The following is a 20,948-nucleotide window of genomic DNA, read 5'->3' as shown; positions in this document are numbered from 1 at the left end:
GGCCCGCCCCGATCGCGCTGCTCCGTCCCCCGCGCGACCCCGATCGCGCGAAACGTATACGCCGCGCGCCCGAACGTGCGGAACGAACACACCGCGCCCGAACGTGCGGAACCAAGAGACCGCGCCCCGATCGCGCGAACCTTCACGCCCACCCCCTCGCGTGCTTTTCCCGCCGGACACGGCGGGCGTCCCCCTCCGTACCCCGCGCCCGTGCGTCCTGTCATGAGTCGGAGCCCCCATGTCCCAGCACGCCCCTGTCCTGGCAGCCGCTCCCCATATCACCGAGACGGCCGGCCTCGCCGCGCTGTCACCCCCACGCACCGCTCGCGCCCCCCGGCGCATCGTCTTCCTCGCGCGCCGTGACCTCGCCAACAGCGCGGCCGGCGGCAGTGAACTCCTCGTTGACCGCATCGCCGAGGGGCTCGCTGCGGCAGGTCACGGGGTGTCGCTGGTATGCGGGGGACCGGCCGCCCAGGACCGCTCCTACCGCGTCGTGTCGGCAGGCGGCGACGCCGGCCACTTCCTTCGCGCCCGGCGGACGTTCACCCGCCGGATCGGCGAAACGGACCTGCTCGTCGAGGTCTGCAACGGCATGCCCTACCTCGCCCCGCTGTGGCACCGCGGCCCCACACTCTGCCTGGTCAACCACGTCCACACCGACCTGTGGGACATGCGCTACCCGGCCCCGGCCGCCGCCCTCGGACGCCGGCTCGAACACTGGGCGCTGGCCCGCGCCCACCGCGGGAACCTCGTGATGGCCGTCTCCGAATCGACCGCCTCCGCGCTCACCCGGATAGGAGTCCCCGAGGACCGCATCCGGGTGGTGCACAACGGAGTTGAGGAACCCGGCCCACTGGTCCCCAAAGCCACCGAGCCGCTCTTCCTCGCGATGGGCCGGCTCGTCGAGTACAAGCGCGTCGATCTGCTGCTGCGGCTGTGGGAACGGGTCCGCCCGGTCACCGGCGGCCGGCTGGTGATCGTCGGCGACGGTCCGGAGCGGCAGCGGCTCCAGGCGCAGGCCGGTCCCGGCGTGGTCTTCGTCGGCCGGGTGTCGGAGCAGGAGAAGCATCAACTGCTGTGCCGGGCCTGGCTGTTGCTGCATCCGTCGGCGGTCGAGGGGTGGGGGCTGGTGGTCACGGAGGCCGCGATCCGGGGCACCCCCGCTGTCGGCTTCGACATACCGGGGCTGCGCGACTCCGTCCAGGACGGGGTGACCGGCGTTCTGGCCCGCGGCGAGAGCGCCTTCGTCTCCGCTTGGTGCACCCTCGCGCTCAGCGACGGGAAACGGGGCCGCATGGGAGGGGCCGCCGCCGACCGCGCTGCCGGTTTCACCTGGCGGCACACGGTCGACCAGTTCCGTGCCGTGGCCGCCGAGGCTTACGCCCGACACAGCGAGGTCCGCGTATGACGCCGACCGTGACAGCCCTCAAGGACCCCTCGCTGCGCCGCTCTCTCGCCCTCTTCCGTGCATTCCGGCGTGAGCAGGCCGATCCCGCGCACTGCTACGCGCTGCTCGCGCGGGACTCCGCCGACCAGCTGGAGAGGTACGGGCCGCTGGCCGGGCGGGTGGTGGTGGACGTCGGCGGCGGCAGCGGTCACTTCACCGAGGAGTTCCGCCGCCGCGGCGCCCATGCCTACCTCTTCGAACCCGACCTTGCCGAACTGGCGGCCCAGGGGCACGTACCCCGGCACGCCGTGCGCGCCGACGGCTATCTGCTGCCGCTCGCCGACGGCGTCGCGGACGTCTGCTTCTCCTCCAACGTCCTGGAACACGTGGCCGATCCGCAGACCTTCCTCAGCGAGTTGATCCGGGTCACCCGGCCGGGCGGACTGATCTACGTGTCCTTCACCAACTGGTACTCCCCGTGGGGCGGGCACGAGACCGCCCCCTGGCACTACCTTGGCGCACGCCGCGCTCGCGAGCGCTACTGCCGTCAGACCGGACGCACGGCCAAGCACACGCTCGGCGAGAACCTCTTCGCCGTCCACATCGGCCCCACCCTGCGCCAGGTGCGGGCCCGGGACGACGTGAGCGTCGTGTCGGCGCGCTCCCGCTACTGGCCCTTCCTCGCCTCCGCCGTCACCCGCGTCCCATGGCTGCGCGAGTTCGTCACCTGGAACCTCCTTCTCGTCCTCCGGCGGTGCTCATGACCGATCTGCTGTCCCTGGCCCCCGCTCAGCCCGGCCCTCCCCGCTCCGGCTCCGGGCCCGCACCCCGCGACGACGCCTCCCGGCCCGGCGGTCCGCGCCGCCGGCGCACGCTCCTGGCCTTCTGGGCGGTCGTTTTCCTCACCTTTCTGGCCCCCTCGCCGGGCAAGATGACCTTCGAGACGAAGCTCGGCGTGGCTCTGGATCCCCTGCGCTTCCTGGGCGACCTCGGCCATCTGTGGCACGCCCGCGCCGGGTTCGGCGGCATCAGCGACCAGTACGTCGGGTACGCCTTCCCCTCTCTGCCCTACTACGCCCTGATGCACCTCCTGCACGTGCCGGTGTGGCTGGCAGAGCGCTTCTGGATGTCGGTCATCGTCACCACCGCTTTCTGGGGCGCGCTGCGGCTGGCCGAACGCCTGGGCATCGGCACCCGGCCAACCCGCTTCCTCGGCGCGGTCGCCTTCGCCCTGTGGCCGACCTTCACCATCGTCGTGGGCTCCACCTCGGCCGCCGCGCTGCCCGGCGCGATGCTCCCGTGGGTGCTGCTGCCGCTGACCAAACCCACCACCAACCCCCGTACGACAGCTGCCCGTTCGGCCTTGCTCGTGCCCTTCATGGGCGGGGTCAACGCCGTCTCCACGCTGGCCGCGCTGATGCCCGTCGCCCTGTACCTGGTCAGCCGGCCCGGGAACGAGCAACGGCGCCGCAAGTGGTCCCTGATCGCCTGGTGGAGCGGATGCGTCACGCTGGCCACGCTGTGGTGGGTGGTCCCGTTGCTCCTGCTGCGCGTCTACGGCGAGAACTTCCTGCCGTACGTCGAGCAGGCGGACACCACGACGGCGACCATGGCGGCCACCGAGTTCCTGCGGGGCGCCGGGAACTGGGTCGCGTATCTGCACTTCGGCCAGGCCTGGCTGCCCGCTGGCTGGACCATGGCCACGGCGGGCCTCGCCGTACTGTGCTCGGCGCTCGCGGCGGCCCTGGGCCTTGGCGGACTGGCCCGGCGCGACCTGCCCGAACGCCGCTGGCTGGTGCTGACCGCGCTGCTCGCGGCCCTGGTCGCCCTGCCCGGGTACGGCGGCTCGCTCGGCGGCCCCTTCCATGACACGGTCCAGGCGTGGCTGGACGGCCCGCTCAGTCCGTTCCGCAACATCTACAAGTTCCAGCCCGGACTCGCCCTCGCTCTCGCGCTGGGTCTCGCGCACCTGACGGCGGTGGCGACCCGGCGGATCGCCCTTCGTGTCCCGCGGCCCCGCCGGCTCGCCCCCGCTCTGGCGGTGCTGGTGGTCCTGCCCGGACTGGCTCTGCCCTACCTCAACGGGTCCAACCTGCAGCCCGGCGCCTTCAGCCGGCTGCCCGCCCACTGGAGCGAGGCGGCCGACTGGCTGCAGCGGCACACCCCCGAGGACCGCGCCCTCGTCGTGCCGGCGACCGCGCACGGCACCTACACCTGGGGCTCGCCCATCGACGAACCCCTGGACGTGCTCGCCAAGTCCCCTTGGGCACAACGGGACTTCGTGCCGTTCGGCACCGCGGGTGCCCGCCGCACGATGGATGCGGTGCAGCAGGCGCTCCAGACCGGGGGCCAGGTGCCAGGGTTGCGTGACTTCCTCACGCGCGCCGGCCTCTACGCCGTCGTCGTCCGCAACGACCTGGACCCCGACCAGATCGGCTACGTTCCGCCACCCTTCGTCGAGCGCACCCTGGAATCGTCCGGCTACCGCAAAGTCGCCCAGTTCGGGCCGCTGTTGACGGCCGGCCGCATCCAGGAGGACACCCCCCTCCAGGTCCAGGGCATCTTCCCCCGGCAGCGGGCCGTGGAGATCTACGAACCGGCCGATACGGCGCGGCCCGGCCGGGTCGCCCTCAAACGGGTCTCCGACACGGTCGCCGTCAGCGGGGGGCCCGAGACGCTCCTCCAACTGTCCGCCGCCGACCGGACGTTGAAGAACCGACCCGCTGTGCTCACCTCGGACGCCCATCCCGGCCTCGGTACACCGGCCGAGCAGGTCGTGGCGGACGGGCTGCGGCGCGCGGACACCCGCTTCGGACTCGTCGGCGCGAACACCTCGTACACCTATACCGCCGACGAGCGGAACCCGGTCGACAGCGCACAGGACCCGGGCCAGGAGCCCAAGCAGATCCTGCCGATGCAGGGCATCGGACACCAGACGACGGCCGTGCTGCGCGGCGCCCGCTCGGTGACCGCCTCCAGCAGCGGCAACTGGCTCTTCCAACTCCCGCAGTACGACCCGGTCAACGCCTTCGACGGCGACTCCGCGACCGCATGGACGGAGGGCAGTGCCGCCACCCCCGTGGGCCAGTGGCTGCGCATCGCCTTCGACGCCCCGACCCGTGTCCCGTCCTCGATCTTCCTGACCCCGCTGGCCGACGACGGCATGCGGGCCATACCCACCCAGGTGCGGGTGGAGACCGACCGCGGCCGGGCCGACAGTGAACTGCGGCCCAACAGCAGGCGACAGAGCGTCGCCGCTCCGGCCGGGACCGCGAAGTGGCTGAAGATCACGATCCTTGCGGCCCGGCAGAACCGGTCCGGGCTCTCCGGAGCCGGGTTCGCCGAGGTGACGGTGCCCGGAGTGCGGGTCACCCGGGTGCTCACGCTGCCCGCCGACGCCGACCGCACGCAATCAGCCTCCCGCGTCTACTCACTGCACCGCGACACTGCGCCCGGGGGCCTGTACCCGGCCGAGTCCGGACTGCACCGGCAGTTCCAGACGCCGAACAGCGGCTCGTACGACGTCTCCGTGCGCGCACAGGCCGTACCCGGCGCAGAACTCGACCGGCTTCTCGACCGCATCGCCCCCGCCCAGCGCAAACGGATCACCGTCACCGCGGCCTCCACGAGCCGACTGAGCGCGGACCTGAGCCCCCGCAACCTCGCGGACGGAGACCTCACCACCGCCTGGATCGCGGGAGACCGGCCCGTCGTCCAGCTGCGCTGGCAGGGCCGGAAAGTGATCGACCAGATCGTGTTCGCGGCAGCGGGCGGACTGTCCGCACGGCCCACCGAGGTCCGGATCAGCACGCCGTACGGCTCCACGACGGCGCTCGTCGACGACAACGGGATCGCCCGGTTCGACCCGATCACCACGGACCGGCTGGACGTCACCTTCAGCAAGACCGCGAAGACGACCGTCTACAACCCGGTCGCCGACGGCCGACTCCAACTGCCCGTGGGCCTCAGCGAGATCTACGTGCCGGCCCTGGCCGACTACCGCACCCCGCAGCCCGGCTCCGCCGAACGGTTCTCCCTCACCTGTGGACAGGGGCCCTCGCTGGTCATCGACGGCAAGCGATACGCCACGAAGGTGTCCGGCCAGGTCAGCGATCTGACCAAGCGTCGGCCGCTGACGGTACGACTCTGCGCGGACACGGCGCTCACCCTCGGCACGGGCACGCACGACGTGGACGCGCACAACAGCGGGGCGCTCGCGGTGACAGACGTGACCCTGCGCCACGGCTCGGCCACTCCAACCGACCGCTCCCGCAGCGCCGAGGTCCGCGACTGGGACGCTGACGGCCGCACTGTCTTCGTCGGCGCGGGTCAAGCGTCGTACCTGCAGACGTACGAGAACGTCAACGCCGGCTGGAAGGCCACCCTCGACGGCCGGGAGCTGAAGCCGGTGCGCATCGACGGATGGCAGCAGGCGTGGCTCATCCCCGCCGGACAAGGCGGCACGGTCCACCTTGAGTACGCCCCGGCCCGGCTGTACCACGCCGGGCTCATCGTCGGCGCCGTGGGCGTGGCGGCGGTCATCGCGCTGGCCTTCGTCAGGCGGCGGCGTGCTGCTCCGGCTCACGGCGCAGTCGTCGCCGCACCGGTCGCGACACTGCCTCCGCCGCCGGGACAGGTGCTCGGAACGGTGGTGCTCGCGGGTGTCGTGGCGGCCGCCGCGGGGCCGATGGCGCTGGTCGTCGTCGCGTTGGCCGCCGTGGCACGATGGCGGTCGCGACTGCTGACCCCGATCGCCGTGACCGCCATGGGCGCCGCGGGCGTCGTCGCCGCGATGGGCGCCGGCCAGCCCGTCTCTCTAGGCGGAGGCGCCTTCGGCACGGTCGGGCAGGCCCTCGCGCTGACCGCGCTGTCAGCGGCCCTAGTCACCGCGGACGGGCTCGGCCGCGGCAGGCGTTCCGGTGCGGCCGCCCCGGTACAGCGGCCACAGGCCGCACACCGCGACACCGGCATGGCGCTTCCGCCAGGGGAGCAGCCGGTCGGTCACGCGCAGGACGGCGCGGGCTCCGACGACCGGCCCAGGCAAGAGGAGGGCCCGGCATGACCGCCCCGGTCTGGTCCGGCCCGCCGCGCTCCGGGCACCGTAGGGGGCCCGCACCCGCCTGGCGCGTCCCGTTCGGCCCCGTGGACGAGGTGTCCCGGCATTGGCTCAGGGAGTCGGAACCGGAGACCGTGCACATCGAGGTGCATCTGCCGGGTCGCCCGGATCCCGCCCGGCTGCGGCACGCGTTCGCCGAGGCGCTGCGCCGCCATCCCCGTGTGCTCATGCGCGAAGCGCCCCGGCGCTGGTACCAGCGGCGCTACGAGTGGGACGTGACCCGCGCGCCGGACACGGACCCCGTCCACTTCCCGTCGGCAGGCGCGGACGCCCTCATGCTCGCCCGGAACCGGGCCCTCACCCACTGCCCGCCGCTGTCAGCGTCCCCTCCGCTGCGGCTGGAGGTCGTCGATCCGGGCCTGGATGCTGAGGGGTGCGTGCTGGTCCTGACTCTGCACCACACCGCTTTGGATGCACCCAGCGGCCTCCGGCTTCTGGCCACCACGGCCGAGGTGTACGGCGGGGTGCGTGACGAACCCCTCGCACGCCCCCGCCCCACCGGCGGCCGGTACAGGTCCGAGGCTGCGCCCCGCGCCCCGCGCGGGCGGCCCGCCAGGCTCGCGGCGGTCGCAACGGGCCGCGACCGAGGGCCGGGGCGGGTGGCCGACGGGCTGGCACTCGCCGAACTCCCGGTGCCGGCGCGCTCGCCCCGCGCTCCCGACGGCACCGCTGCCCACAGCATCAATGACCAGCTATTGGTGGCCGCGTCCGTCATGGTGACCCGCTGGAACCGGCTGCACGACGGCGTCGGGCAGCCGGTCTGGCTGAACATGCCCGTCGACGACCGTCCGCACGGCCCGCTGATGCCGATGGGCAACGGCACCCGGATGCTGAGGGTGCCCGTCTCCCCGCAGGAACCGGCCGACACGCAGCTGCTGGCCGCCGATGAGCCCGATCCGGACGCGGTCACCCGGCTGCTGCGACAGACGGCGCTGCGTACCCGGGCGCTCAAGGCCGCACCGGCCGGTCCACCACTCGGCCGCGGAGCTGCGCTGCTCACGCTGCCCGTGCTCCCCGTCGGCGCGCGGCGCGCGGCGGCCCGTACGGTGCGCGAGGCGGGGGCGAAACGGGCTTCGACCATGCTGGTCAGCAACCTGGGCCGGGTGCCGTATCGCCTCGACTTCGCGGATGCGGGAACGGCCCGCGCCGTCTATTTCTCCGCACCGGCGCGCCGGCCGACCGGAGTGAGCCTCACCGTCACCGGCACCGGCGACCGCCTGCACGTGGCACTGCGCTGGTCGCGGGCCCTTTTCGACGATCACGCGGGGGCCAGCCTGAGCGACCTCTTCGCCCGCTCCCTCGCCGCCACTTCGTGGCGGGACCCCGTACCCCACCGGAGCGGCGCATGACCGCCACCACGAGCCCCGCCGAACTGCGGGACTTCTACGAGAACCCCGCCGTCCCCGTCGCCTCGGGCACCGAGCGCAGCCTGCGCCAGGCCCGGATCCTGGCCCGCGCCCTGGGGCCGGCAATCCCAGGCCGGGTACCTGCGACCGTCCTGGACGTCGGCTGCGGCGACGGCACCGCCGCCGCCACCGCGGCGCGCGAACTGCCCGGACACCACGTCATCGGCGTCGACTGGTCACAGGACGCACTGCGCCGCGCCGCACCCCGCCTCTCGGCCGCCGTACGAGGAGAACTCTCCGGCAGCGGGCTGCCCGTCGCGACGGGCAGCGTCGATGCCGTGCTCTTCAGCGAGGTCATCGAACACTTCGTCGACCCCGACAGCGCGCTCGACGAACTCCGCCGGGTCCTGCGCCCCGGCGGACACCTGATGCTCTCCACCCCCAACCTGGCCGCCTGGTACAACCGTGCCCTTCTCCTTGCCGGCGTACAGCCGGTGTTCTCCGAAGTCAGCCTGCGCGCCATCCACGGCCGGCCCGGACACGAGGTGGTCGGTCACCTCCGGCTCAGCACGGCGCGTGCCCTGCGCGGTCTCGCCGCCGCGTCCGGATTCGAGGTGGTCGCGGTGGCCGGAGCCCCCTTCCACGGTGTCCCGTGGCCGCTGCGGCCACTGGATCGAGCGCTGTGCCGGATCCCGTCGCTGGCCTCCATCCTTCTCCTGCATGCCCGGCGGACGCCGTGATGGTGTGGGGAGCGGCGGCCGCGTTTCTGGCCAACGTCCTGTACGCCGCCGGCTTCGCCCTGGAGAAGCAGGCACTTGGCCGGCTGCCGCAGGTGCGGGGGAGCGAGCCGCTGCGCATGCTGCGCCAACTGCTCGGCAGTCGGCGGTGGCTCACCGGCTGTGCATTGCTCGGCTTCGGCTTCATCGCACAGCTGGTCACCTACCGGGCCCTTCCGATCACGGCGGCCCAGGGCCTGCTCACCGCCGGACTGGTGCTGCTGCTCCTGCTGTCGTCCGCGCTGCTCGGCGAGCGTCCCAGCGGTCGTGAGCGGGTCGGCGCCGCACTGATCTGCGCGGCCCTGCTCATGGTCGTCGTTTCGCTGCATGGCACCCCCGGCCAGCTCGGCCGAACCGCGCACCCGGCCGCCCTCCTCGGCGTGTCCCTGCCGACGCTGGCGGTGGCCGTCTGCCTGTACACCGCTGCGGAACGCCGGTCACGGCGCCGTCACCGGCTACCCACCACCGGTGTGGCATACGGCGCAGCCGTGGGCCTCGTCTACGGGGTCAGTTCGCTGGCGATGAAAGGAGCCTCGGGACTGCTGAGGCCCCGCGAGGCCACGGCGTCCGCACAGGCTCTGCTCGTCTCGCCCTACCCGCTGCTGCTCCTGTTCACCGCTGCTGCCGGGCTGGTGCTGTCGCAGACCGCCCTGCAACGCCACCGGGCCTCCATCATCGTGCCCGTCTCCACGGTCGTGACCTGTGTCTTCGCCATAGTGACGGGAACGTGGGCCTTTGGTGAGCCACTGCCCCAGGACCCGCTGCGCCTGGGACTGCGGCTGGGCGGCACGGCACTCGCCGTACTGGTCCTGCTTGTCTTTCCCCGCCACAAACCTCAGCCAGCCATCCGCACCGCGCTCCGCACACCGACCCTTCCCGAGGAGTCCGACGATGAAGTCCGACGACCCGCTGCTCATGATCCTCGCCTGTCCGATCGACAAGGGACCACTCCTATTGCTCGACTCCGGGGACGCGCTGTACAACCCCCGGCTCAGGCGCCGCTATCCGATCGTCGACGGCATACCGCAGCTGCTTCCCACCTCGGGTGAACCAGGTCCGGGAAACCCCTCGGACGAATAGGGATGCACATCACATAAATGCATTGGAGCCGCATATTGACGACGATGCCGCCAGTGCTGATGATTTCCTCAACATCGGATCCGATGGTTGAGGAAGGCTGTCGCAGTGAGCGAGAACGGCCCCCGGACCCTGCAGCGATTGTTCTCCCAGTGCCCCCAAGGGGTCGGCGACGCGCTGGCCGAACGCGCCGCCCTCATCGGCTGGAGGCTGCCCGACCGAGTCGCCGTCGCGGAACTGATCAGGCCCGCCCCCGCCGCGGTCGCCCCCGCCGTCGGGAACGACGTACTGCTCACCATGGATCGGAACCGCCCACTGATGATGATCCCCGAGCCTGAAGCTGCCGGACGGTCCGAACTCCTGAAGCGAGCCCTCGTCGGCTGGTCCGGCGCGATCGGACCTCCCGTACCTCTGGCCGAAGCCGCAAAATCGCTTCGCTGGGCCCACAAAGCGGTGCGTCTCATCGCCGACAAGCGGCTCCCCGCCGGAGAAGTGCTCAACTGCGCCGAGCACGGCGAAGCCCTGATCCTCCTGCCCGCGGAGGAACTGGTCGAGCACTTGGCACGCCGCTGCCTCGCGCCGCTCCTTGCCTGCCATCCCGCGCGCAGCCATCGTCTGGAGGAAACACTCCTCGCCTGGCTGCAGACCCGCGGCGGCGCGCCCGAGGTCGCCGCCCGACTGGGCGTCCACCCGCAGACCGTGCGCTATCGGCTCCGGCAGATACGCCAACTGTGGGGCGAGGAGGTCGACGACCCCGACCGGCGCTTCGAACTCGAACTCGTCCTCCGGACGCGCAGATTGAACAGGGGTGCCGTGTGAAGGGGGTGGGACCTACCCCCCTGCGGGAGGCGCAGCATCCTCTGGCACCTCAATATGGCCTCAGCGTGTCCAACAGCCTCCTCGCTGTGTCAGCCGCCTATCGGATCGTTGGGGCAATGGAAACAGTAGGGCGTGAGTGACCAGGCGCCGGCGCTGCCCTCGGACAGAAACCAATCTCCACGGCGACGTTCCGGAACACGAAGCGAGTCGAGGCAGTCAGCCTCGGCGGCAAGGAGCCAGTCGACACGAGCCGTGCGGGCTCGGCCGGACCGACACGCGGCAGAACCTGGCAAGTGAAAGTCACGAGGTACTGCCCACCCCTCCTGTTCCACCTGTGGACGGTCTGGGCTCGTGACTTGGCCCGCGTCAGCCGGACTCAGTGACGGCCCGGGACAGCGTCACTCGCTGCGCCGCGACTCAAGCAGCTGAGCGACCGTGCGCAGGTCTGCCTCCTGGGCACGGGCCGACTGTGCGAGTTCGTACAGGTCATTGTCCTTGGCCTGGAGCGGCTGTCCGGAGACGTGCATGTACTGGCTGGTGCAGGCCCAGCCGATGACCAGGTTGTAGTCGATGTGCGGCTTGCACGCGGCAAGGATGCGGTTCGCAGCCCACCGTCGCCGCGGGCGTTGTAAGGGCGGCCCGGGGCGCTCTGCCAGCGTTGCCGCTGGTGGGTTTCCCCGGACCGCCTTCCCGGCGCACCCGTCTCCGGGTACCGGGCTCTCCCACAAGTCCCGTTCGGGCATTCCGTCCGGCGTCGCCCAGGACCTCCCGCCACTCCCGGAGCGTCCGTGCGATCAGTTCCAGGAAGGGCACGACGATCAGAACCCGGTTGACGCCCGAGCGGTCGGCAAGGACGCCGCCGGTGCCGCCGCCGTTCGTGTCTTCCCGGTGCCGCACGCCACGGCTAAGGCGTCAACGGCGTCTTGTTGGTGAGGCCACAGAGGGGGCCCTGGCAGGTCAGCAACGCTTTCTCTCAAACGGAAGCAGTTCGGGCGGCCAACTCGGGTGGGGCTACGGGGGGGGTGCCCCTATGTCTTTGGTCAAGGGAAACGGGGGTGCGACGGGTCGGCGAGCCGTGCAGCATGGCGGGGTGACCGACCTGCTGTGGGATGACGTGAAGTGCTTCTTCGACCTGGACTTGATGGGGTCGTTGCCGGACGTGCGTGTTCCAGATGCCTCGGTGGAGGACTGGCAGTCGGTCCTCGATCTTGTCGCGGAGAAGGGCTGGAACTGCCAGTACTCCGAGGGTGAGACGGTGCTTCCGGTGCCCCGGGCGGAGGCCGTGCTGTCCCGCCCGGCAGATGCCGAGTGCCCGGACCTGCGGGTCTGGCCAACGGCCGATGTGTTGGCGATCTTCAGTTTCCATGCCGCCGACGAAATCGACTTCGACGTCGACCTGCGGGAATTGCAGGGGCAGGACCGACTTGATGTGTTGTGCGGCTTCCTTCGGGAGATTGGACGGCGGCTGGGTAAGCCGGTGCTGATGGACCCGGAAGGCGACTACGGCCACCCGGTGCTCGGCTTCGATGTTGAGGCTGATCGAGTCGTTCTCTTCGCAGACGCGCAGGTCATGTGACTGAGGCCGACGGCTGCGGTTCATAGAAGGTTCCGTCGCGGAGCATCGCGAACAGGACGTCGGCCCTGCGTCTGGCAAGGCAGAGCAGAGCCTGCGTGTGGTGCTTGCCCTGGGCGATCTTCTTGTCGTAGTAGGCCCGCGATGTCGGGTCACCCAAGGCAGCGAACGCGGAGAGAAAGAAAGCCCGTTTGAGCTGCTTGTTCCCTCTCCGGGACGGCTGTTCGCCGCGGATCGATGAGCCCGAGCTCCGGGTCGCGGGGGCGAGACCCGCGTAGGCGGCGAGGTGGCCGGCGGTCGGGAAGGTGCTGCCGTCGCCAACCTCGATCAGGATCCGGGCTCCGGTCCTGACGCCGATGCCCGGCATGGATGTCAGGGCCTTGGAAAGAGGGTGAGCCTCCAGGAGTTCCTCGATCCGCCCGGCCAGCAGCTTGCGCTGGTCAAGCACGGCCGTCAGCGAGCTGGCCAGGCTCGGGACGATCAGTGCGGTCGCGTCGGTTCCCGGAACGGTGACGGTCTGCTCGTCGAGGGCTTCGAAGATCTCCTCGACCAGCCGCTCGGCCATCCTGGGTGCCTTCGGCCGCAGCAGCGTGACAAGCCGCCGTCGGCCCGCCTTGCGTATCTGGGGCGGAGAGCCGAACCGTTCCAGCAGCGTGAGGACGGCCGGATGCTGCAACCGCGGCCCCAGGACCCGTTCCAGCGAGGGATGAATTTGGGTCAGCAGGCCGTGCAGCCGGTTCGCGACCCGGGTGGCCTCGCCAGCCAGGTCGTCGTCGAAGCCCACGATCATCTCCAGCTCGGCGATCGTCTCGTCCTCGCCGTCGATCGCCCGAAGCGTGTGCGGCATCGCGCGGGCGGCGTCGGCGATGATGAAGGCGTCCTTAGCATCCGTCTTCGCCTCACCCGGATAGAGGTCGGCGATCCGCCGCATCGTCAGCCCCGGCAGGTAGCCGACCCGACAGCCCATGTCGCGGGCGACCGCCAGCGGCAGGGCACCGATCGACGCTGGCTGATCGACCACGACCAGCACCGTTCCGTGCTTGGCTGTCAGCTTCGCGAACAGTTCACGGAGCTTGGGCTCGGTGTTGGGCAGCTGCTTGTCGAACGCCTTCTTCCCGGCCGGGGTGACGGCGGTGGCGTGGTGTTCGCCCTTGCCGACGTCCAGGCCGAGGAAGACGTCGATGTCGCCGGTGTCGATCACGTGCAGGCCCCTCCGTCACGCTTTCGTCCGGCCTTGCCAGGGCACCGAGCTGCCACATCCACGTTACGGAGAGCTCTTCCGGCTCGGGTGAAGCCGGTGCTCAAGCCCCTCATCAGCGGTCCGTCGATGCCTCCGGAGCCGGTGACACCACCCCCCGGATCATGAACAACAAGGGGGGGGAAGTCATGCCGGACCCGAAGGCCGGAGGCCCCATTGCGGAGCCATGAAAAAGGTAACGGGGGGGGGCCGGGCAGTCGGTCCATGGCCGCGCACACGGCATCGGCGAGGTGCCGGCGCGTCTCGAAGTCGTCCAGGCGGATCGCGTGCCACAGGTCCTCAAGGGCGGCCATGAGAGCGAAGTCGCCGAGCACAAGCCGCTCCGGTTCCTCCAGGGGCCAGCCGTACCCGTGGGTGAAGGCGTCCTGCAGAGCGGGCCGGTCGGCCCACAGCAGGGAGGGCCGGGCGAAATCGGTGACCGCGGCCATCAACTGGGAGCGAGAGAACCCTGTCAGGGCCAGCGATTGGGTGGGCCGCTGCCACCGCCAGGCGCCGACTCCGAAGGAGCCGTGGCAGAAGGCCCCCGGTAACTGGGGCAGGGCCTGGCGCAGGAAGAGCAGGCGGCGCCGGATGTGCGCTCGCCGTCCGGTCAGCACCGGAGATTCGATCCAGTCCAGCACACGGTCGACATAGTCGACGTACCGCAAGGTGTTCTCGGCGGCCTGGGCCTGCCGGTCAAGAGCCCCGAGCATGCTCTCGTGCAGGATGCGCAGCAGTTGCCCGGCCTGCTCGTGCACGGATTCTGCCAGGTGAAGGCCCTTGCCTGGGGTGTCGTCCACGCGTTCGCCGCGTGGCTCTCGGGTCAGCAGTGCGCGCAGCCTGGGGTCGAACCCGACCAGCCGGGGCGCAAGTCCGACACCCAGCCTGCTGATGGCGTGCCGGTGCGCGGACACCTCGCGCTGGAGGTCGCCGTGGGTCCGCGGGATCCGCAGCTCGACCATCCCTTCCGGGGAGGACATCCGCCACGAGCGGGCACCGGAAGGGTCGTTGGGCAGTGCCCATGCCTGGTGCCGTCCCGCGTGATTGCGGACCCAGGTGACCAGCTCCGGCGGGATCTGCGCGCCGTCTCCACGCGATCCGGCAGCCGTTTCGCTGCCCTGGGCTGTCTCGGCAGGTTCAGGTGACCGGACAGCCGTAGTACTACGGGTGGGGCTCGGGAATGCGGATGCCGCCGCCGGCTGCGGAGGCGTGGAGTGCACCCTGACGCCGGCGCCTGTGACGGTCATGTGGAATGGAGGCAAGTCCGGCAGCAGGACAGCGGGGAAGCGTGGCGAGACGGCGTGGGCGGTCACCGCCTCCAGCAGGACGGCATGAGCGGCGAGTTGGCACCGGTGGCCCGCGCGGAATGCCCAGGTGAGCCGCGCGGTGGCCGTGATCAGGGGGGCGAGGTCGCACTGAAGGCGGGCCGCGATACGCGATCTGCCCAATCCGGCCACAATCAGGTCGAGAACCTTCTGGTCGTCCTCGTGCACGTGAGGCCGTGTCCTCGGCGCGCTGGGCAGGTCCTCGCGGGTGACCAGCCCGTACACGGTGCCGAGGGCAGCGAGGTGTTCGCTCGTGTCCGCCCCGAGTACCTGGCCCAGCCGCCGCCTGCGCGTGTCGACCGTGGTCGTACTGCTGCTGGTGTCGCCGGCGATGTCGACGCGGCGCCGCCCTGCCGCGATCAACCGCAGGATGGTCAGGTCCTTGTCTTCGAGGAGGACCGGCGTACCGGCGGGCGGCGCCCCAGAAAGGGTCTGGGCCGGATCGGCGGACGGGGTGCTGGGCTTTTCGCAGGCTAGGGACATGATTTCTGCTGTCGAGGTAGGCCGGTGAGGCCAGCTCCGCCCGCGACGGGGGTCACCGACGGAACTGGCGGTACCAGAGCCGGATGGTTCCGGCGGGGGTGGCGGATCAGGTGGTCAGAGCGGAACAGGCACGGTAGAGATCGACGACCGTGTCGGGTCATGCGTCACGACCACCCTGTGGTGACCGCTCTCGCCCGTCATGTCGACGACCTCGACGCTCACCACGGCGGACAGCAGCCAGTCGCTCTCTTGCCCAGCACACAGACCGGGGCCGATGCGCTGGACCGGTTCCCCGGGGCGTGGGACACAGCATTGGCCAACTGTGCTGATCGTCGCCATGCCGCAGCGGATCGTTCAGTAGTCGTTCGAGGAACACGTTGTCCGAGACGGCCCGGCAAATCGCCCTTTTCGCCGGGCTGTTGACGCGATGGAGTCGCCTGGTTGCGAGAAACGACACTTGAACGATTCAGCAGTGGTGGTGCAACGAAGGCGATAAATCGTCACGGTGAAGAGGTGCGACTACCTGCGGCATCACAGGGACGGCGCATGGCTCGTTCGGGGGCTGATCCTCCGGGCGCGGGAGCGCCGCAGGGGAGGCCGTAGTCGGCCTGTCGGCTCTGCGACGGTGCGTAGGTCATGGTGCGCACCGGCGTGGGGCAAGGTCGTATGTGAGGGAGGACGTTGGTGTTCGGCGGAGACATCACTGGGCGCCACGAGCAGCTGAAGGCCGAGGTCCGGGAGTTCGCCGAGACCGAGGTGGCACCGCGTGTCGCGCACATGGAGGCGACGGGCGCTGTGGAACACGACCTTGCCTGGGAGATCGCCCGGCGGGGATGGATCGGCATCACGATCGATCCCGCGTACGGCGGGATGGGCGCCGGCCATGTGGCGAAGGTGCTACTCATCGAGGAGCTGGCACGGGTCTGCGGGGCGATGGGCGCCGCAGCCCAGGCGTCGCAGCTCCCCGTCGCAATGATCGACAACTTCGGCAGCGAAGACCAGAGGCGCCGCTGGCTTCCGCCGATCGCGGCCGGGGACGTCATGCCCACCATCGACGTCACCGAGGAGGTCTCGGGCAGCCAGCTCGGCGGCATGCAGGGCCGCGCCCGCCGGCACCGGGGCGGATGGGTCCTGAACGCGGCGAAGACGCACGTGGGCAACAGCCACATTGCCAACCTGCACTGTGTGGTGGCCCGTACCGCCGATTCAGGGCCGGGCAGCCTGTCCGCGTTCCTGGTCGAGAGCGATCGGGAAGGTGTGTCGCCGCTGCGCCCGCCGGTGCCGGCGATGGCGCTGAGGGGGTTCTCCTTCGGCACGGTCGTCTTCGGGGACGTCTGGGTGCCGGAGGAGAACCTGCTCGGCGCCGACGGCGACGGACGGGACGTCGCCGACTCCGCGAGCGTCCTGAACGGGCGTGCCAACCTGGGGGCGGTCTCCCTGGGCGTTCACCGGGCCACCGTGGAGACCACCCTCGCCTTCGCCGCCGCGCGCGAGCGCTACGGCAAGCCGCTGAGTGAACTGAGCTCCGTCCAGCAGCGGTTGGGCCAGATGGTGTCGAACATGATGACCGCCCAGACCGTGCTGTACACGGCGGCAGACATGCTCGACCGCGGGGCGCGGTGTGACGGACATCTGATGAACGCCAAGCTCGTCAACTACGAGCTGGGAACGGCCTCGGCGAAACTGGGCATGGAAGTGCACGCCGCGAGCGGCCTGTTCACCGACCGTCCGATCGAGCGGTGTTTCCGGGACGCGCACGCCATGTTCGCCCCGGCCGGCACGTCGGACGTACAGCGGCTACGGCTGGCGAGGCTTGCGCTGGGCACCGGGCAGCCCGAGTGGTCGCAGCTCTTTGCCGCTCCCACCCGGGCTGCAGTGCCGCAGGAGGTCGGTTAGGTCACAGCAGCTCGTGGACGCGCCGGTTGAGGAGGAACTGGGCCTGCTCGGCCCGGCTCTTGATGAAGGCGAGCATCTCAGCGCCGTCGTCCTTGGGCCTGGGGCGCTTGCCGATGACGCAGACGGTGCCGATCGGGAGGGTGGGGTCCTGGGGGTCGAAGAGCGGGGCTCCCATGTAGGTCCGGATGCCGAACTCGTTGGCAACCTCGTTGGTGCGAAACCGGGGAGAAAGGCAGACGTCGTACAGCGGCAGGGCCTTGCCGCGATCGACGACCTCGGGGCACCAGCCGTGTTCCAGGGACATCACCCGGGACATGGTGACGGCGCCGTCGATGCGGGCGCTCGGGGGTACCCACAGGCCGGCGAAGTACTGACGATCCCCGAGGAAGTTGACCATGGCCATGGCCTCTTCGGTGCCCGATTCACGGGCGAGGGCGGAGGCGAACCGGTCGAATTCCGCATCTGGTTCGCTGAACAGTCCGAGCTCGTGGACCCGGGCGAGGCGGGCCGGGGTCTGTGCCCGTAGGTGGGCCAGCTGGTGCGTGCCGGAGGTGGCATCAAACACGAGTGCTCCAGGAGGTGGAGGGCGTTGGGCTGGGGGTTGTGTTGCGGGTCGCGAGGATGAGCGCGTGTTCGACCAGGGTGATCAGGGTCTGCCGTACCTGGAGGCGGTCGCGCGCGTCGCAGAGCACCACCGGGGTGCCCGGCGGCAGCTCTAGTGCCGCGTGGACCTCTGCGGGCTCGTAGCGGTCTGCGCCGTCGAAATGGTTGACGGCGACCACGATGGGCAGGCCGATGTCGAGGAAGTACTCAACAGCCGGGTAGCACTCCTCGAAGCGTCGGGTATCGACGAGTACGACGGCTCCGATAGCTCCTTTGGCGAGGTCGGGCCACATGAACCAGAAGCGCTCCTGGCCGGGCGTACCGAAGAGCAGCAGCGCCATGTGCTGGCGGGCGAGTGTGATCATGCCGAAGTCCAGGGCCACGGTCGTGGAGGTCTTGGACTCCACTCCCTGGACACTGTCGTGGGGGATGCTGGCTCGGGTGAGCATCTCCTCGGTCGTCAGCGGCTCGATCTGGCTGACCGCGCCGACGAGGGTGGTCTTGCCGACTCCGAACCCTCCCGCGATGAGGATCTTCAACAGCGCCGCGGGCGCGTCAGACTCCTCTGAGTCCCTCAAGGACCCTCCTCAATACGATGGGATCGCCGCCATCTGCGGTCTCGTTGGGCATGGCCGGCACCAGGACGCCCTGGTCGAGAAGGTCGGATACCACGATCTTCACGACGTGGACGGGCTGCCTGAGCCGCGCGGACAGCTCCACCACCGAGCACGGCACGGGGTGGCAGAGGAGGAACACGGCTTCCTCCACCAGTCCTTGCGGCGGATGGCGAACCGGGCTGCGAGCCCTCACCTGGCTGACGAGGTCTAGGTCGTGCGTCGGCTCGGTGCGGCCCTGTGTGATTGCGTAGGGGCGCAGGGCGGCGATGCCGGCGTCGATGAAGGGCCGCTGGTGGGGGGCCGTCATCATCCGGCTGTGACGATGCGCGGCGCGGCCTCAAGGGCCGGGCCGAGGCGTTGACCGAGCATCTGCATCTCGTACCCGATCAGGCCCAGCTCCGCGTCATGGGAGGTCAGCACGGTCAGCAGCGTGCCCGGTGCGGGACGGGTGATGAAGATGAGGCCGCCGTCGGTCTCGGCGATGACCTGCCGGGTGGAGCCGCCGCCGCCGAGCAGCGCGCGGTCGGCACCGCCGGCCAGCGAGAACATACCGGTGGCCACCGCGCTGGCCCGGTCGGCATCGCCCTCGCCGTCAATCCCGACCGCGTACATTCGGAGCCCGTCGGCGGAGCAGACGAGCGCGGCCTGCGCATGAGCAACGCGCTCGACGAACGCGCTCAGCAGTCCGTCAAGGATTTCGGTCATGGTGGTACTGGTCATCGGGACATCTCCTCATCAGTGGGGGCAGAAGGGGAAGAGGTAGCAGGCAGCCGGGCGGCGCGGTCGGAGGACGCATCGGCAGCCGGGGCATGGAAGCCGTCGGCGAAACCGGCCGCGAGGTGCGGATTGGGCGTGGCATGCAGCGGCCGGAGCTCCTGGCCCTGCTGGAGCTGGGGAACCACATGGTTGCCAGTTCTCCTGGGCAACGGCTTCCTGCCCGGGGTCGCGACCACGGCGTCGGCGGACGACGCAGTGACGGCCGCCTGACGGCCAGGAAGCTCCAGACCCTCTGCGGCGCGCACCGCAGGGAGACTGCCGTTCACGTCCGCCGGCTGAGGGTGGTCGGGAACAGCGCGAAGGACGGGAGGAACGGCGCCGGCCGGCCTCTGCACCCCTCCCGCATGCAGGACATGCCCCGGCACCGGGGCCGCTCCGGAAGCACCGGCCGCGCCCCGAGGACGAACGGCGACCTCCGTCTGCAGGGGTACGGCCGCCTCCTGGGGCGCGAGCAGCGTATGCGGGATCACCACCGCTGCCTGGGTACTGCCGTACCTGTTGCGGAGCAGTTCAATGGTGATGCCGTGGCGCTGGGCCAGCCGGGCAACGACGAACAGCCCGCTACGGCCGTCCTGGATCAGATGCTCGGCTATGTCGAACTGGTCCGGGTCGCGCAGCAGCTTGTTCAGTCGCAGTCGTTCGGCAAGCTCCATCGGCAGGCCGCGGTCATCCACCTCGATGAGTAGTCCATCCGGAACGAACTCCGCGCGGACGTTGACCTCCTTGTCGGAGAACCGGGTGGCGTTCTCCAGCAACTCGGCCAGCAGATGGGTGACATCCTCGATAGCGAAGCCATGCAGAAGCGCAGTGGGTGCCTCGGTGACCTCGACACGGTCGAAGTGCTGGATCTCCTGGATCCCGTAGCGCAAAACGGCCCTGACGGAAACTGGCTGAGTGATTCGGTGCGACCTGTCGCCGCCCAGCACCAGCATGCTCTCCGCCGACCGGATGATTTGAGTGATCTGGTGATCGATGCCGTAGAGCTCAGTGAGCCGGTCTGGCTCCTCCTCGTCCCGCAGAACCACCTCAAGCCGACTGAGGGCCGACTCGCAGTAGGACTGGAGCCGGCGGGCGAAGTTCACGAACACCGCCAGATGCTGCTGTTGCACCGCCTGAGCAACAGCAGTTGCCGCGACGTCGTGAAACGCGGTGATGGACCGGACAAGATCCGCGAAGGTGTGCGTTCCCTCCACAGCGCCAGGCCTCGCCGGCCGGGCTGAACGGTCGCCCTGCCGCACAGCCTCCGCATACCTCTGCAGAGCCAGCCTGCTCGCCGCCAGGCGTTCACGCAGGAAGGCAAGCCATTCCCCGACCAGCAGGTCGTCCTGCTCCACCTGCCGGACGATCGCGGAAACGTGCCGGTACGCGATCACGAGGATGCCGACCCCGGCGGCTACCGCACCGGTCACCAGCAAGGCTGTGCCTTCGGCAGAGAGCCTCGCGACCGACCCGAAGACCGCTGCGGTGGTCAGAAGCACAAGCTCGGATGCCGCCGGGACCATCACGGCTCGTACGAGGCGGCCCCGCAGGCCGCTTTTGTTCGCCGTCTTGTCCCGGGCGGCGTGCCGAGCACCTTGGCGGCCGGCTCCCGCCGGGGCGGGGGGAGAGAATTCAGACATCGATGTCCTCGGAAAGACGAGTAGGCGGGCTCCGGTGTTGGCACCGCATTCCGGACCAACCATCCGCACCGCTCTGTTCGGTGACGCGATACGACACCGTCAGCTGTACGGAGCCGATCGCCGTGCCACTGCTGACAGGGGAACCGTTCGGAAGAGCTGCCCCGCCGTGCCCGGCGGGGCACATGCAAGGCTGGCTCCTCCTCAGAGGTGCGGCACAGCAGCCGCCCCGACTTCCGAGAACTGGCCACGCCAACACCTCTGGCCTCGACCGGAAATCTGTTGTCAGCAGCATCAGGA

Annotated in this window: 16 protein-coding genes and 2 pseudogenes; 10 read left to right on the top strand and 8 right to left on the bottom strand. The window is 70.3% G+C overall.

Annotated features, from left to right (window positions below; all coding sequences use genetic code 11):
* Positions 1–238: 238 nt before the first annotated feature.
* From OG885_RS09140 to OG885_RS09105, 8 genes and pseudogenes are all read left to right on the top strand, one after another.
* Entirely contained in the window at positions 239–1,408 is a 1,170-nt protein-coding gene (locus OG885_RS09140) for a glycosyltransferase family 4 protein (RefSeq protein ID WP_405728779.1), read from the top strand.
* The gene (locus OG885_RS09135) at positions 1,405–2,151 is read left to right on the top strand and encodes a class I SAM-dependent methyltransferase (protein WP_405728776.1); all 747 of its coding nucleotides are present in this window, start codon (positions 1,405–1,407) and stop codon (positions 2,149–2,151) included. The genes OG885_RS09140 and OG885_RS09135 overlap by 4 nt, the downstream gene beginning before the upstream one ends.
* Positions 2,148–6,449, top strand: coding sequence for an alpha-(1->3)-arabinofuranosyltransferase family protein (locus OG885_RS09130; RefSeq protein WP_405728773.1), 4,302 nt, complete (start codon positions 2,148–2,150; stop codon positions 6,447–6,449). The genes OG885_RS09135 and OG885_RS09130 overlap by 4 nt, the downstream gene beginning before the upstream one ends.
* Positions 6,446–7,852, top strand: a complete 1,407-nt coding sequence (locus OG885_RS09125; protein ID WP_405728770.1) for a condensation protein — start codon at positions 6,446–6,448, stop codon at positions 7,850–7,852. Before OG885_RS09130 ends, OG885_RS09125 begins: the two co-directional genes overlap by 4 nt.
* On the top strand, positions 7,849–8,589 hold the full coding sequence (locus OG885_RS09120; protein WP_405728767.1) for a class I SAM-dependent methyltransferase: 741 nt from the start codon (positions 7,849–7,851) through the stop codon (positions 8,587–8,589). The genes OG885_RS09125 and OG885_RS09120 overlap by 4 nt, the downstream gene beginning before the upstream one ends.
* Positions 8,589–9,377, top strand: a pseudogene (locus tag OG885_RS09115) (DMT family transporter); the annotation flags it as partial. The gene OG885_RS09120 and the pseudogene OG885_RS09115, both read left to right, overlap by 1 nt.
* Before the next feature lie 139 nt (positions 9,378–9,516).
* Positions 9,517–9,705 (top strand): Trm112 family protein, encoded by a 189-nt coding sequence (locus OG885_RS09110; protein WP_405728764.1) that lies wholly within the window; start codon positions 9,517–9,519, stop codon positions 9,703–9,705.
* A gap of 162 nt (positions 9,706–9,867) precedes the next feature.
* Positions 9,868–10,521 (top strand): annotated as a pseudogene (locus tag OG885_RS09105) (PucR family transcriptional regulator); the annotation flags it as partial.
* A gap of 398 nt (positions 10,522–10,919) precedes the next feature.
* On the opposite strand, the gene OG885_RS09100 reads toward OG885_RS09105, so the two are convergent.
* Positions 10,920–11,048 (bottom strand): hypothetical protein, encoded by a 129-nt coding sequence (locus tag OG885_RS09100; protein WP_405728761.1) that lies wholly within the window; start codon positions 11,046–11,048, stop codon positions 10,920–10,922.
* A gap of 563 nt (positions 11,049–11,611) precedes the next feature.
* Here OG885_RS09100 and OG885_RS09095 point away from each other — a divergent pair.
* Positions 11,612–12,097 (top strand): hypothetical protein, encoded by a 486-nt coding sequence (locus tag OG885_RS09095; RefSeq protein WP_405728758.1) that lies wholly within the window; start codon positions 11,612–11,614, stop codon positions 12,095–12,097.
* On the opposite strand, the gene OG885_RS09090 is transcribed toward OG885_RS09095, so the two are convergent.
* A complete protein-coding gene (locus OG885_RS09090; protein WP_405728755.1) occupies positions 12,090–13,295 on the bottom strand; it encodes an IS110 family transposase in 1,206 nt (401 codons plus the stop codon). The two genes, OG885_RS09095 and OG885_RS09090, sit on opposite strands and share 8 nt — an antisense overlap.
* Positions 13,292–15,139 carry a hypothetical protein gene (locus tag OG885_RS09085; protein WP_405728752.1) on the bottom strand — a complete coding sequence of 616 codons (1,848 nt, stop codon included), beginning with the start codon at positions 15,137–15,139 and terminating at the stop codon, positions 13,292–13,294. The genes OG885_RS09090 and OG885_RS09085 overlap by 4 nt, the downstream gene beginning before the upstream one ends.
* A gap of 684 nt (positions 15,140–15,823) precedes the next feature.
* On the opposite strand from OG885_RS09085, the gene OG885_RS09080 reads away from it, so the two are divergent.
* Positions 15,824–17,035: an acyl-CoA dehydrogenase family protein gene (locus tag OG885_RS09080; RefSeq protein WP_405728749.1), complete on the top strand. Its 1,212-nt coding sequence runs from the start codon at positions 15,824–15,826 to the stop codon at positions 17,033–17,035.
* Between the two features lies 1 nt (position 17,036).
* On the opposite strand, the gene OG885_RS09075 is transcribed toward OG885_RS09080, so the two are convergent.
* From OG885_RS09075 to OG885_RS09055, 5 genes are read right to left on the bottom strand one after another with little or no spacing between them, the layout of a single operon-like run.
* Positions 17,037–17,600, bottom strand: a complete 564-nt coding sequence (locus tag OG885_RS09075; RefSeq protein WP_405728746.1) for a GAF domain-containing protein — start codon at positions 17,598–17,600, stop codon at positions 17,037–17,039.
* Positions 17,593–18,216, bottom strand: a complete 624-nt coding sequence (locus tag OG885_RS09070; protein WP_405728743.1) for a GTP-binding protein — start codon at positions 18,214–18,216, stop codon at positions 17,593–17,595. The genes OG885_RS09075 and OG885_RS09070 overlap by 8 nt, the downstream gene beginning before the upstream one ends.
* A complete protein-coding gene (locus OG885_RS09065) occupies positions 18,194–18,565 on the bottom strand; it encodes a DUF742 domain-containing protein (RefSeq protein ID WP_405728740.1) in 372 nt (123 codons plus the stop codon). Before OG885_RS09065 ends, OG885_RS09070 begins: the two co-directional genes overlap by 23 nt.
* Positions 18,562–18,975: a roadblock/LC7 domain-containing protein gene (locus tag OG885_RS09060; protein ID WP_405728737.1), complete on the bottom strand. Its 414-nt coding sequence runs from the start codon at positions 18,973–18,975 to the stop codon at positions 18,562–18,564. Before OG885_RS09060 ends, OG885_RS09065 begins: the two co-directional genes overlap by 4 nt.
* Positions 18,972–20,651: an ATP-binding protein gene (locus tag OG885_RS09055; RefSeq protein ID WP_405728734.1), complete on the bottom strand. Its 1,680-nt coding sequence runs from the start codon at positions 20,649–20,651 to the stop codon at positions 18,972–18,974. The genes OG885_RS09060 and OG885_RS09055 overlap by 4 nt, the downstream gene beginning before the upstream one ends.
* Positions 20,652–20,948 lie beyond the last annotated feature (297 nt).

Origin of the sequence: Streptomyces sp. NBC_00028 (genome assembly GCF_045041065.1) — a bacterium.
Classification (GTDB): Bacteria; Actinomycetota; Actinomycetes; order Streptomycetales; family Streptomycetaceae; genus Streptomyces.
The sequence above is the reverse complement of the archived record's forward strand: the minus strand, read 5'-3'. Positions and strand labels throughout refer to the sequence as shown.